Genomic DNA, 13,235 nt, shown 5'->3' with positions numbered 1-13,235 from the left:
AACCCTCCGCCGTAGGTTGGGGTGAGCCGAAGGCGAACCCCAACATCGCGATGCGCATCAAGATGGGAAACGTTGGGGTTCGCTGCGCTCACCCCAACCTACGCCGGGCACGATGCTTAAAGCAGCACGGGACGATCCGGCAGTTCGTCCGGATTCGCTTTGTCGTTGCCGGGGAAATGCCGCGTCAGCAGCTCATGCGCAGCGGCGATGCCGCCGAGGCTGCCTTCGCGCCACTCGCCGCGGGCGAAGCATTCGCGCATGCGGGTGCAGATGGCGTCCCACTCCGCCTGCGGCACCGCTGCGGCGATGCCGCGATCCGCAACGATCTCGATGCGATGTTCGGCCAGCAGCACGTAGAACAGCACGCCGCTGTTGTGTTCGGTGTCCCACACGCGCAGCTGGGCGAAGACCTGTTCGGCGCGGCGGCGTGCGTCGAGGCCTTCCAGCACATCCCATGGCGACAGACGCGCTTCGACGGCGAAGCACACTTCGCCGTTGTGACGCCGCTCGCCGTCGGCGATGGCGTGGGTCATCTCGTCCAGCAGTGCGGGGGTGAATGCGCGGCGCAGCAGGAACCAGGCGCCGGTCAGATTCGCGAAGAAACGTTGGCCGCGTCCCATCACCAGCTCCCCGAGGAGCCGCCGCCGCCGAAGCTGCCGCCGCCTCCGCTGAAACCGCCACCGCCGCCGCCACCGAAACTGCCGCCGCCGAAGCCGCCACCACCACCGCCCCAACCGCCGAAACCGCCCCAGCCGCCGCCGCCGATGGAACGGCCCGCGCCGGCCGGCAACAGCATCAGCACGCCGCCGATGATCGTCCCCAGCACCGCGGCGCCCGCGGTGGCCGCCAGCAGCCACAGCAGGCCGCCGATCAGGCCGGCGCCCAGCGGCGTGCGCAGCCAGATGCGCGCGCGGCCGAAGATGCCGCGCAGGAACAGGCCGGCGAACACGCCGATCATCAGCATCTCCTGGAAACCCAGGCCGCGGCGTTCGCGGTGCGCCGATTCGACCGGGGGCGGCAGGGCTTCGCCGTCGATCAGCTGGGTCAGCGCGCCAACCGCATCGCTGATGCCGCCGTAGTAATCGTTGGTGCGGAATTTCGGCGCCAGGTATTCGCGGATGATGCGCGCCGTCGCCGCATCGGGAATCGCCCCTTCCAGGCCGTAGCCGACTTCGATGCGCACGCGCCGGTCGTTCTTGGCGACCAGCAGCAGCACGCCGTCGTCGCTGCCCTTGCGGCCGACTTTGTTGGCCTCGGCCACCGCCAGCGAATAGCTCTCGATGTCCTGCGGCTGCGTGCTGCCCACCATCAGCACCACCAGCTGCGCGCCCTTGCGTTTTTCCAGCGCGAGCAGCTGGCTGTCGAGCTGGTCGACCTGCTGCGCGGTCAGCGTGCCGGTGAGGTCGGTGACGTGGCGGGCGAGCTTGGGCGGCGCGTCGTCCGCATGCGAAAGCCCTGCCGCGAGCAGCAGCAGGGCAATCAGCAGCAGCGGCAGCCGCGACAGGCGGCGCATGGCGAGCTCAGTGCGTCGCGGCCGGAGCCGGCGCTGCGCTGTTGCCGAAGTCGACGGTCGGCGCGGTGGAGATCGCCTTCTCGTTCTCCACGGTGAAGTTCGGCTTGACCTGGTAGCCGAAGATCTTCGCGGTGAGATTGTTGGGGAAGGTGCGGATCATCGAGTTGTACGCCTGCACCGACTGCACGTAGCGGTTGCGCGCCACGGTGATGCGGTTCTCGGTGCCTTCCAGCTGCGCCTGCAGGTTCTGGAACAGGCCGTCGGCCTTCAGCTGCGGGTAGTTCTCGCTGACCACCATCAGGCGCGACAGCGCGCTGGACAGCTGGCCCTGCGCCTGCTGGAACTGCTGCAGCTTCTGCGGATCGTTCAGCGCATCCGGCGAGAGCTGCATGGTGCCGACCCTGGCGCGCGCATTGGTCACTTCGGTCAGCACTTTCTCCTCGTGCTGCGCGTAGCCCTTCACCGTGTTGACCAGGTTCGGCACCAGGTCGGCGCGGCGCTGGTACTGGTTGATCACTTCGGACCAGGCGGCCTTGACCGCTTCGTCCTGGCGCTGGATGGCGTTGTAGCCGCAGCCGGAGAGACCGAGGACGAGCAAGAGCAGGACGAGCGCGCGAAGGAGTTTCATGGGCGTGGGTTCCGATCCGGTGGACGCCCCATTGCAGCATTCCGCAAGGACCTGCGCAATCGTGCCTGTCGGCGTGCCCGCGTCACACCAGCCAGCGCGGCGCCAGGATCAGCACCCAGCTCAACCCCGTCATCACCAGCAGCAGGAACACCGCGGCCGAGCCCATGTCCTTGGCGCGGCCGGCCAGTTCGTGGAATTCCGGACTGACCTTGTCGACCACCGCCTCGACCGCGGAATTGAGCAGTTCGGCCGACAGCACCAGCACCGCCGGCAGCACCAGGGCGATCTTCTCCAGCGGGCCGTTGCCCAGCCACAGGCCCAGCGGCACCAGCACCAGGGCCAGGCAGGCTTCCAGGCGGAACGAGGCCTCGTGCTGCCAACCGGCGCGCAATCCCTTCATCGACCACTTGAAGGCGCTCCAGATCTGCTTGGGTCCGCGGATGCCGCTGGCTGCCATAGATATAAGTCCGTGCTCGCTGACAGTCCCGGGACGGCGGGCATGCCGGCCGGGTGCTGCCACAAACGCGTCATGATGCCATAGCGTCCTGGCCGTTCGGGACCGGCGGTTAGAATGCCGCTCATGAGACGTTCCCTCGCCCAGCAGCGCATCGGCCCCACCGCCCTCACCCGCACCCTGGCCTGGCTGCGCATCTGCGCCATCGCCGGGCAGAGCGTGGCGGTGCTGGTCTGCGCGCTGTGGATGAAGCTGGACATCCCGCTGCTGCCGCTGCTGGTGGGCATCGGCACGCTGGCGGTGTTCGCGGTCTATGCGGCCTGGCGGCTGTCGCAGCCGTCGCCGCTGCGCGAGTGGGAAACCATCCTGCACGTGGCGGCCGACACCCTGGTGCTGGGCTATTTGCTGTATTTCACCGGCGGCGCCAGCAATCCGTTCATCACCCTGCTGCTGGTGCCGATCGCCCTCACCGCCGCGACGCTGTCGGTGCGCGCCATCCTGGCGGTGTCCATGCTGGCCGGCGTGGCCTATGTGGTGCTGCTGGGCTGGTATGTGCCGCTGCCGATGCCGGAGCATGCCTTCGGGCCCAGCGGCTTCACCCTGCACGTGGCCGGCATGGGCGTGAACTTCGTAATCTCCGCCGTGCTGCTGGCTTTCTTCACCAACCGCCTGGCGCGTGCCGTGCGCCTGCAGCAGGTGGAAATGCAGCGCGTGCGCGAACGCGCGCTGCGCGACGAGGGCATCCTGGCCATCGCCACCCAGGCCGCCGGCGCCGCGCACGAGCTCAACACGCCGCTGGCCACCATGCGCACCCTGCTGCCGGAACTGCGCCGCGAGCACGCCAGCGACACCGCGCTGGGCGAGGACCTGGCCCTGCTGGAAGGCCAGGTCGAGCGCTGCCGCACGATCCTGCGCGAGATGGTCGCCTTCGGTAAGGCGCAGCTCTCGCAGGTGCCCGAATGCACCACCCTGGACGGCTTCATCCACGGCGCGCTGGAACGCTTCCAACTGCTGCGCCCGGAAGCCGACCTGGAACTGCAGATGGACGACGACGCCGGCGAGATCGTGCTGCGCACCCCGCCGGGCCTGCGCCATGCGCTGCTCAACCTGCTCAACAACGCGTTCGAGGCGTCCTCGCTCAATCAGTCGCAGGCGGTGGACCTGATCGCGCACCGCGAGGGCGACTGGCTGGAATTCGTGGTGCGCGACCACGGCCCCGGCTTCGTCCCCACCGGCGCGCCGGCCGCCCTGGGCCAGTCGCACAAGCTGACCGGGCTGGGCATCGGCCTGGCGCTGGCCGAGGCCACCGCCGAGCGCCTGCACGGCGAGCTCACCGCCACCAACCGGCCCGACGGCGGCGCGCAGATGCGCCTGCGGCTGCCGTTGGCGGTGGTAGAAGCGCGAGATCACTGAATACGTCCGATAGTGAGTTCCTTCTCCCTCCGGGAGAAGGTGGCGGCAGCCGGATGAGGGTACGGGCGGAGCGGTGCACATCACGCTTGCGCTCCGCCCGTACCCTCACCCCAACCCCTCTCCCGAAGGGAGAGGGGCTCTATCGCAGGACACTTCGCCGCGCCCCCGGCCCCGCCGGTCAGGCTTGCGCGACAATACGTGCGGCTAATCCCTAGGGAATCGCACCATGACCGACCAGCAGCCCCTGCTCATCGTCGACGACGACGCCACCTTCGCGCGCGTCCTGGCCCGCGCGATGAGCTCGCGCGGCTTCGAGGTGCTCACCGCCGCCAACGCCGACGAGGCGCGCGCGCTCGCCCGCCGCCACCATCCGCGCTATTGCGTGCTGGACCTGAAGCTGGGCGACGAGAACGGCCTGCGGCTGATCCCCGAGCTGCGCTCGCTGGTGCCGGACATGCGCGTGCTGCTGCTCACCGGCTATGCCTCCATCGCCACCGCGGTCGAGGCGATCAAGCGCGGCGCGCACGACTACCTGGCCAAGCCGGTCGACGCCGACGCCGTGTTGCGCGCGCTGCTGGAAGGCGACGCGCCCACCGGCGACGACGAGCTGGCGGACGCCCCGGAAGCCCCGCTGGCCCTGCGCCGCCTGGAGTGGGAACACATCCAGCGCGTGCTGACCGAGTGCGATGGGAATATCTCCGAAACTGCGCGCCGCCTCGGCATGCATCGACGCACCCTGCAGCGCAAGCTGAGCAAGCATCCGGTGCGGGAACGTCCCGAGCAGGAATGAGCCCGGCAGGAATAAGAGCAGCAAAAATGCGGTAGCCGGGGAGACGGCCTGCGACAACGCGCCGCCTTTTTCCTCACGGGGTCGCGGCTATGCTCGCAACCCTTGACCAGGGTCCAGGGTAAGACTTTGAACCGACCGTTCCGCCTCCGCGCACTGCCCCTGGCCCTGGCCGGCACGCTGGCCGCGCCGGCCTTCGCGCAGCAAGCCAGCACCCTCGAAACCGTCCACGTCCACGCCAGCGACACGCTGGTGACCGAAACGCCCGGCGTGCAGGTGCGCGTCAGCCGCGAGCAGCTGCAGAAACGCAATGTCACCGACAGCTCCGACGCGCTGAAGTACGCGCCCAACCTGCAGGTGCGCAAGCGCTACATCGGCGATCCCAACGCGGTGATCAGCGGCCGCAACGCCGGCACCCTGCAGAGCGCACGCAGCCTGGTCTATGCCGACGGCCTGCTGCTGTCCAACCTGATGACCAACGGCTACGACGGCGCGCCGCGCTGGGGCATGGTGGCGCCGGAGGAGATCGGCGCGGTCGATGTGCTGTACGGTCCCTACTCTGCGCTGTATCCCGGCAATTCGATGGGCACCACGGTGCTGATCCATACGCGCCTGCCGCAGACCTTCGTAGCCAGCGCCAGCGCGCAGTTCATGAGCCAGGATTTCAGCGACGCCTACGGCATGAGCGGCCACTACAACGGCCGCAACCTGGCCGCCACGCTGGGCAACAAGCAGGGGCGCTGGAGCTGGATGCTCGCGCTCAACAAGCTGGACAACGACGGCCAGCCGATGCAGTACGCCACCGCCACCGCCGGCGGCAATGCCGCGCGCGCCGTGCCGGTGGAAGGCGCCACGCTGGACCGCAATCCCAACGGCTCGCCGCGCCTGGTCTACGGCGCCAATTCGATCGAGCACACCGAGCAGACCCAGGCCAAGCTGAAGGTGGGCGTGGACCTCACCGAGCGGGTGTCGGCGCTGTTCACGCTCGGCTACTGGCACAACCATGCGGACGACCGCACGCACAGCCTGATCCGCGACCCGAGCGGCCAGCCGGTCTACGGCGGCGTGGTCAGCGCCTACGGCCGCACCTGGACTCTGCCGGCCAGCGGCCTGGCCCCGACCGCGACGCGCGAAACGCACGCGCTCTACGGCGTGGAACTGAACGGCCGCTTCGACAACGGCTGGCGCTGGACCGCGGTGGGCAGCAAGTACGACTTCGTGCGCTCGCAGACGCATACAGCCAGCCTGGCACCGCCGGTGGGCCCGGTGGGCGGCCCCGGCACGGTCGCGGACCTGGGCGGCTCCGGCTGGGAAACCGCGGACCTGCGCAGTTCCGGTCCGCTGGGCGAACACCACACGCTGTACGCCGGCCTGCACGGCGACCGCTACGTGCTGGCTTCGCGCGTGCGCCAGGCCAGCGACTGGCGCGGCGACGCCGACGGTGCGCAGACCAGTGCGTTCGGCGGCCGCACCCGCACCTACGCCGCTTACCTGCAGGATGTCTGGGGCTTCGCGCCGGCCTGGACGCTCACCGTCGGCGGCCGCTGGGAACAGTGGCGCGCCTACGACGGCCTGCGCGCCAACGCCAGCACCGCGCTGCGCTATGCCGAGCGCCAGCGCACCGATTTCTCGCCCAAGGCGGCGCTGGCCTGGGATTTCGCCGAGGACTGGCAGCTGCGCCTGGCCGGCGGCAAGGCGGTGCGCTATCCGACGGTGAACGAGCTGTTCCAGGGCAGCATTTCCGCCAACGCCATCGTCAACAGCAATCCGAACCTGCAGCCGGAACGCGACTGGTCGACCGACCTCACCCTGCTGCGCACGCTGGCCAACGGCCATTGGCGCGTGTCGCTGTTCCAGGACCGCATCGCCGATTCGCTGTACGCGCAGACCGACATCACGGTCACGCCCACCGTCACCAATATCCAGAATGTGGACAAGGTGCGCGTGCGCGGCATCGAGGGCGAGCTGGCGCTGAAAGACGTGTGGATCGCCGGCCTGGACCTGCAGGCCAGCGTCGCGTTCAACCACGCCAAGACGCTGAGCGATCGCCAATACCCGCTCGCCGACGGCAAGTGGTTCCCGCGCATCCCGAAAGTGCGCGCGACCTTCGTCGCCGACTACCGCATCACGCCGGAGTGGGACGCCTCGCTGGCGGTGCGTCATTCCGGCCGCCAGTACGGCTCGCTCGACAACAGCGATTTCGTCAATACCTACGGTGCGGTCAGCCGCTTCACCGTGACCGACGCCAAGCTGCGCTGGAAATTCGCGCCGCAGTGGACCGCCTCGGCCGGCGTGGACAACCTCACCAACGAGCATTACTGGGTCTACCATCCTTATCCCGGCCGCACCTTCTTCGGCGAAGTGCGCTGGGATTACTGACCGCCATCCCGATCACCACGAGAGCCGCGCCATGCGCAAAGCCATCGCCCTGCTGTTCTGCCTGGTCGCGCCGGCGCTGTGGGCGCACGAAGGGCACGACATGCCCGGCATGTCCATGCCCAAAGGGCCCGATCTCGGCGCCAGCGCGGCCATCGACGGCAAGGGCCGGCTATGGGTGGTGGATGCGGCGGACGGCCATGTGCGCCTGCGCCATTCGGACGATTTCGGCCGCACGCTGAGCGCACCCGTCGCCGTCAACGCGCAGGCCGAGCCGATCTATGCGGAAGGCGAGAACCGGCCGAAGATCGCGTTCGGTTCGAAGGGCGAGCTGTACGTCAGCTGGTCGCAACCGCGCGCCAAGCCGTGGACCGGCTTTGTGCGCTTCGCGCGCTCGACCGACGGCGGCGCGCATTTCTCCGCGCCGGTCACCGTGCATCACGACCGCGCCGAGATCACCCATCGCTTCGATGCGATGGCGGTGGATGCGCAAGGCCGCATCGTGATGGCATGGATCGACAAGCGCGACCTCGAAGCGGCCACCGCCAGGCACAAGCCGTATCTCGGCGCCGCCATCTACACCAGCGTCTCCACCGACGGCGGCGTAACCTTCTCCGACGAACGCAAGCTCGCCGACGAAACCTGCGAATGCTGCCGCATCGCCATGGCCACTACGCCGCAGGGCGAGATCGCCGCGTTCTACCGCAGCATCTTCGGCGACAACATCCGCGACCACGCCTATGCGGTGCTGCATGCGGATGACCAGCCGCTGGAAGCGCAGCGCGCCACCTTCGATGACTGGCATATCGCCGGCTGCCCGCACCACGGCCCCGGCCTGGCGATCGGCGCCGATGGCGTGCGCCATGCGGTGTGGTACGAGGCGAAGGACAAGCCGACCATCCATTACGGCCAGCTCGAACCCGGCAAGGCGCCGGTGCATGCGCAGGTCATCGCCACCACCGGCGCCAGCCATGCGGATGTCGCGGTGAGCAGCAGGCAGGTGTGGGTGGTGTGGAACCAGGTCAATGCGCAGGGCAGCGCGCTGATGTTGCGCGAATCGCAGGACGGCGGCGCGAGCTTCGGCGAAGCGCGCACCATCGCCCAATCGAAGGACGCCGTGGCCGCGCCGCAGTTGCTGTTGTGGCAGCACCGCGCGTTCGTGGCCTGGAATACCGCCGCCGGCTTCCGCCTGGTGCCGACGGAGGCCTTGTGATCCGGCGCGCGCTGCTGGCCGTGCCGCTGATGCTGCCTTTGGCAGCGCAAGCCGGCGCACCGGTCGCGTTGAAGGCCGAGGATGTGCCCGGGCTGCTCAAGCCACCGGCGCATGGCGTGCGCGTGTTGGCGCTGTGGGGATTGGATTGCGCGTATTGCGAATCGAACCTGCAGGCCTTGATGAAGCTGCAGCGCGCGCATCCACGCGAGATCGAACTGATCGCCGTCGCCACCGACAGCGTGCAGCAAAGCGTTGCGCTCGAGCAGCGACTGCACGCGGCCGGCGTCGACACGCTGCCCTCGCGCGCCTACGCCGACGCCACGCCTGAGCGCATCAACTATCTGATCGATCCGGATTGGGGCGGCGAGCTGCCGCGCACCTTGATCATCCGCGCGGACGGTTCGCGCAGCGGCATCAGCGGCCAGCTGACGCCGGCGAAGCTGGCCACCATTCCTTGACGTAGGTTGGGGTGAGCCGCAGGCGAACCCCAACAAACCTCGCCGTCTATCGTGGCGCGATGTTGGGGTTCGCCTGCGGCTCACCCCAACCTACGCGGATCATTCGGCGCTGCTGTCCGACGCCGGCAACGGATCGCCCGTACCGTCATCGTCGTCGCCGTAGATCGCCACATGCGGCTTGCCATCCTCGGCGATCCAGCCACGGAACATCCCGTCGGTATTGAACGGCATCGCCACATTCCCCTGCGCATCGAGCGCGATAGCGCCGCCGTTGCCGCCCATCGACGGGATTTCCTGGTTGATCACCTCGGCCGCAGCACGCTTCAGCGGCACGCGCATCTGCGTCACCCGCATGCAGATCTCATGCGCCGCCACCGTGCGGATGTAGAACTCGCCCCAGCCGGTGCCCGACACCGCGCACCCGTTGTTCGCATACGTGCCCGCGCCGATCAGCGGCGAATCGCCGATGCGGCCCCAGCGCTTGTTGGTCATGCCGCCGGTGGAGGTACCGGCGGCGAGGCGACCCTGCGCATCCAGCGCCACCGCGCCGACCGTGCCGAAATGCTTGGCGGTTTCGACGTCTTCGTGCTGGCGGTGCTCGGCGTCTTCCTTCAGCGCCTTCTGCAGCTGCTGCCAGCGTTCTTCCGTGCGGAAGTACGCTGGATCGACCAGCTCGATGCCGGCTTCCTTGGCGAACGCCTCGGCGCCGTCGCCGGCCAGCATCACGTGCTGGCTCTTCTCCATTACCGCGCGCGCCAGCAGGATCGGGTTCTTCACGCGATGCACGCCGGCGATCGCGCCGGCCTTGAGCGTGTAGCCGTCCATCACCGCGGCATCGAGCTCGTTCTTGCCGTCGTGGGTGAACACCGCACCCTTGCCCGCGTTGAAGTTGGGATCGTTCTCCAGCACGGTGATCGCCGCCGTCACCGCATCCATGGCCGGCTTGCCGGCCTTGAGCTGGGCGTAACCGTTCTGCAACGCCTGCGTGAGCGCGGCGCGCACGGCTTTCTCGCGGGCGGGGTTCATGTCGTGCTTGATCACGCCGGCACCGCCGTGGATGACCAGCACCGGCGTCGTGGCATGGCTCATGGCGGACGCTCCCAGCAGGACAAGGGCGGCAAGCAGGCGATGCAACTTCACGGTCGTTCTCCCCGAATGGTCGGGGCGAGTATAGCCAGCCCTGCCGCCCGTACTCAGCAGAATGTCGTGCGCAAGCGACTCAGCAACCGAGGCGGGGCGTCAGTTCGATGCGGACGCTGCGCGAGGCCTTCGGATCGCCGTGGTTGACCTCGCCGATCTCGATGGTCGCCTTCTCGCCGGGCTTGGCCAGCACCGACGGATGCACCGGCTTGTCCAGGTTGCCGCCGGCGAGATCGCCGCGCACCAGCAGACCGCTGCCGGCGGGAACCACGGCGAAGCTGCCGTGCCAGGCGGGGACGCCGTCGGCGCTGCCGCTCACGGCGACCGGGACGCCCGGCTCGAGGCACTGCTTCATATGCGTGGATGCCGCTTCGCCGCCGTAGCCGATATCGATCTGCAACGCGTAGCGATCCGTCGCTGCCGCCGCGCGCGCCGCGGCGGCCGGCGTGGCGGCGTAGACCACGCCGGCCATGGCCGTCGCACAGACCGCGATGGCGATGCCGCCGACACGACGACGCAGGAGGGAATCGGGCTTGGCTTTCAGCATGGCAATGCGCTCCGTCAATGGATGGCGAGGGGACCAGGTACAACCCACCGGGAGCATCTGCATCGCCGCCTGGGTTTTCAGCATTGCTTCGGCGTAGGCGCGCCGTGCAGCGCGATGCGTGCGCATCACCGCCGCGTCGCAGGCCAGTTCCTGGTCCTGGCGGAACCGGCGCCACGACCACCAGGCCAGAGTGTGTGGCCAGCACAGCGCCAGCGTGGCGAAGGCACACAGCGACCAGATGCCGTCGCGCCGCTGCGCATGCGCCTGTTCGTGAGCAAGGATCAGCGCCTGATCGCGCGCGTCGTAGCGCGTGTCGAAATCCACCGGCAATACGATGCGAGGCCGCCAGGCACCGACCAGGGCCGGGCCGATATCCGCCGAGGCCGCGATCCACACCGGCCAGCGCGACGAGCTCTCATCGCACCGGCGTGCGCCGTGCAGGCAGCGCCGGTAGCGGCGCTGCAACAGCCAACCCGAAGCGGCGACGATCGCCACGCCCAGCCCCCAGACGGCCAGGAGCAGATCCCCGGCATGCATGCCGGAGCCAGCTCTTTCCGCCATCGCCGGCAACGCGCCACCGGCGGTCGCAACGGTGTAGACCAGGGTGGGAGTGCTGGACACCGGCGCCGATGCATGCGGCAGCTGGCTGATCGACAGCGCCAGCGGCGGCAGCAGCCACAACTGGAACGCGCGCTCCGCGCCGAACCAGCGCCGGCACGGCCGGCGCAGCAGCAGCACCGCCACGCTGGCCATGGTGAAGGCCAGCTGCGCCAGCCACAGCCGCGACAACCACTCAGGACTGCTCATCGTCGAGCTCCTCCAGCAGCTTGCGCAGATCCGCCACGTCGCGGCGGCTCAGCTTGCGCTGCTCCGAGAAATGCGCCACCAGCGGCGCGATGCGTCCGTCGAACAGGCGATCGATCAGGCCCTTGCTCTCCTGCGATACGTACTGCTCGCGGGTGAGCCGCGGCGCATAGAGATAACGCCGGCCATCGCGCTCCGCCTTCACCGCCTTTTTCTTCAGCAGGCGGTTGAGCAGCGACTTCACCGTGCCCTCCTGCCAGCCCTGGGTCGGCCCGAGCTCGGCCAGGATATCTTCCGCGCTGCGCGGCGCCTGGCGCCACAGCACGTCCATCACCACCGCCTCGGCCTCGCTGATCGACATGGTCAATCTCCGTTTACATGCGTAATCGCAATTACGATTACATGCGTAAACGAACACGTCAAGCCCTTGCTGCGACCTTGGTACAGCATGAGCCGCCGCCGATCCGTCGTATCCTTGGCAGCTGGCTCTCCCTGCTAGAAGGCATCGCAATGGACAAGGTTTATGCAAGCGCGGCGCAGGCCCTGGACGGTCTGCTGTTCGACGACATGACCATCGCCGCCGGCGGCTTCGGCCTGTGCGGCATTCCCGAGAACCTGATCGCCGCCCTGCTTGCGGCCGGCACCAAGGGGCTGACCATCGTCGGCAACAATGCCGGCGTCGACGATTTCGGCATGGGGCCGCTGCTGAAGACGCGCCAGGTCAAGCGCGTGTACGCCTCCTACGTGGGCGAGAACAAGGAATTCGAGCGCCAGGTGCTGGCCGGCGAACTGGAACTGCACCTGGTGCCGCAGGGCACCCTGGCCGAGAAGCTGCGCGCCGGCGGCGCCGGCATCCCGGGCTTCTACACGCGCACCGCATTCGGCACCAAGCTGGCCGAGGGCAAGGAGACCAAGGTCTTCGACGGCAAGGAATACGTGCTGGAAGAAGCGATCCACGCCGACGTTTCCATCGTCAAGGCATGGAAGGGCGATCGCCTGGGCAACCTGGTGTTCCGCAAGACCGCGCGCAACTTCAATCCGATGATCGCCACCTGCGGCAAGCTCTGCGTGGCCGAGGTGGAAGAACTGGTCGAGGTGGGCACGCTGGAGCCGGACCAGGTCCACGTGCCGGGTATCTATGTCGACCGCATCATCCAGGGCCCGTCGTACGAGAAGCGCATCGAGTTCCGCACCGTCGCCGGCGCCAACACCGGCAAGGAAAGCCCGCTGCGCACCGCGATGGCGCAGCGCGCGGCGAAGGAGCTGCGCGACGGCTTCTACGTCAACCTGGGCATCGGCATCCCGACCCTGGTCGCCAACTTCATCCCGGCCGGCATCGACGTCACCCTGCAGTCGGAGAACGGCCTGCTCGGCATCGGCCCGTTCCCGGACGACGCACACGTCGACCCGGACCTGATCAACGCCGGCAAGCAGACCATCACCACCCTGCCCGGCTCGAGCTTCTTCTCCAGCGCCGAATCGTTCGCGATGATCCGCGGCGGCCACATCGACCTGTCCATTCTGGGCGGCCTGGAAGTGTCCTGCACCGGCGACCTCGCCAACTGGATGGTGCCCGGCAAGATGGTCAAGGGTCCCGGCGGCGCGATGGACCTGGTCAGCGGCGTCAAGCGCGTGGTGGTGCTGATGGAGCACACCGCGAAGGACGGCTCGCCGAAGATCAAGAACCAGTGCGATCTGCCGCTCACCGGCCAGCAGGTGGTGGACCTGATCATCACCGACCTGTGCGTGTTCGAGGTCGAGAAGGGCAAGGGCCTCACCCTGATCGAACTGCAGGAAGGCGTGACGGTGGAAGAGGTGAAGGCGAAGACGGGCTGCGATTTCGCGGTGGCGTCGACGCTGGGTTGATCGTCCTCAAACTCCACAACTGGAATCCTTCTCCCT

13 protein-coding genes are annotated in these 13,235 nt (G+C 68.4%); 6 read left to right on the top strand and 7 right to left on the bottom strand.

The window, feature by feature from the left end; all coding sequences use genetic code 11:
- Positions 1-116 precede the first annotated feature (116 nt).
- The 4 genes from BM172_RS17445 to BM172_RS17430 all read right to left on the bottom strand — a co-directional run bounded on the left by BM172_RS17445 (position 117) and on the right by BM172_RS17430 (position 2,598).
- Positions 117-620 carry a TPM domain-containing protein gene (locus BM172_RS17445; RefSeq protein ID WP_026633497.1) on the bottom strand — a complete coding sequence of 168 codons (504 nt, stop codon included), beginning with the start codon at positions 618-620 and terminating at the stop codon, positions 117-119.
- Complete coding sequence (locus tag BM172_RS17440) at positions 620-1,513, bottom strand: TPM domain-containing protein (RefSeq protein WP_026633498.1); 894 nt, start codon at positions 1,511-1,513, stop codon at positions 620-622. The genes BM172_RS17445 and BM172_RS17440 overlap by 1 nt, the downstream gene beginning before the upstream one ends.
- 7 nt (positions 1,514-1,520) lie before the next feature.
- On the bottom strand, positions 1,521-2,141 hold the full coding sequence (locus BM172_RS17435) for a LemA family protein (RefSeq protein ID WP_026633499.1): 621 nt from the start codon (positions 2,139-2,141) through the stop codon (positions 1,521-1,523).
- Between the two features lie 82 nt (positions 2,142-2,223).
- Positions 2,224-2,598, bottom strand: a complete 375-nt coding sequence (locus BM172_RS17430; protein WP_026633500.1) for a diacylglycerol kinase — start codon at positions 2,596-2,598, stop codon at positions 2,224-2,226.
- Positions 2,599-2,721: 123 nt separating this feature from the next.
- Between BM172_RS17430 and BM172_RS17425 the strand changes: the two genes are divergently transcribed.
- The 5 genes from BM172_RS17425 to BM172_RS17405 all read left to right on the top strand — a co-directional run bounded on the left by BM172_RS17425 (position 2,722) and on the right by BM172_RS17405 (position 8,842).
- Complete coding sequence (locus BM172_RS17425; protein WP_026633501.1) at positions 2,722-4,008, top strand: ATP-binding protein; 1,287 nt, start codon at positions 2,722-2,724, stop codon at positions 4,006-4,008.
- Between the two features lie 226 nt (positions 4,009-4,234).
- Positions 4,235-4,798 carry a response regulator transcription factor gene (locus BM172_RS17420; protein WP_026633502.1) on the top strand — a complete coding sequence of 188 codons (564 nt, stop codon included), beginning with the start codon at positions 4,235-4,237 and terminating at the stop codon, positions 4,796-4,798.
- A 126-nt stretch (positions 4,799-4,924) separates the two neighbouring features.
- Positions 4,925-7,174, top strand: a complete 2,250-nt coding sequence (locus BM172_RS17415; protein ID WP_026633503.1) for a TonB-dependent receptor — start codon at positions 4,925-4,927, stop codon at positions 7,172-7,174.
- Positions 7,175-7,205: 31 nt separating this feature from the next.
- A complete protein-coding gene (locus BM172_RS17410; protein ID WP_026633504.1) occupies positions 7,206-8,384 on the top strand; it encodes a sialidase family protein in 1,179 nt (392 codons plus the stop codon).
- Complete coding sequence (locus BM172_RS17405) at positions 8,381-8,842, top strand: thioredoxin domain-containing protein (protein ID WP_231504114.1); 462 nt, start codon at positions 8,381-8,383, stop codon at positions 8,840-8,842. Before BM172_RS17410 ends, BM172_RS17405 begins: the two co-directional genes overlap by 4 nt.
- A gap of 99 nt (positions 8,843-8,941) precedes the next feature.
- Here BM172_RS17405 and BM172_RS17400 read toward each other — a convergent pair whose 3' ends face one another.
- The 3 genes from BM172_RS17400 to BM172_RS17390 all read right to left on the bottom strand — a co-directional run bounded on the left by BM172_RS17400 (position 8,942) and on the right by BM172_RS17390 (position 11,694).
- A complete protein-coding gene (locus BM172_RS17400) occupies positions 8,942-9,931 on the bottom strand; it encodes an isoaspartyl peptidase/L-asparaginase family protein (protein ID WP_035322351.1) in 990 nt (329 codons plus the stop codon).
- 130 nt (positions 9,932-10,061) lie between these two features.
- Positions 10,062-11,336: a M56 family metallopeptidase gene (locus BM172_RS17395; protein ID WP_081805001.1), complete on the bottom strand. Its 1,275-nt coding sequence runs from the start codon at positions 11,334-11,336 to the stop codon at positions 10,062-10,064.
- Positions 11,323-11,694: a BlaI/MecI/CopY family transcriptional regulator gene (locus tag BM172_RS17390; RefSeq protein WP_026633507.1), complete on the bottom strand. Its 372-nt coding sequence runs from the start codon at positions 11,692-11,694 to the stop codon at positions 11,323-11,325. The genes BM172_RS17395 and BM172_RS17390 overlap by 14 nt, the downstream gene beginning before the upstream one ends.
- Positions 11,695-11,843: 149 nt before the next feature.
- Between BM172_RS17390 and BM172_RS22935 the strand changes: the two genes are divergently transcribed.
- On the top strand, positions 11,844-13,199 hold the full coding sequence (locus BM172_RS22935) for a 3-oxoacid CoA-transferase (RefSeq protein WP_026633508.1): 1,356 nt from the start codon (positions 11,844-11,846) through the stop codon (positions 13,197-13,199).
- Positions 13,200-13,235: the final 36 nt, after the last annotated feature.

The sequence above is a fragment of the Dyella marensis genome (assembly GCF_900112865.1).
Taxonomy (GTDB): domain Bacteria; phylum Pseudomonadota; class Gammaproteobacteria; order Xanthomonadales; family Rhodanobacteraceae; genus Dyella_D; species Dyella_D marensis_A.
This window is presented reverse-complemented; position numbering and strand designations above follow the sequence as displayed.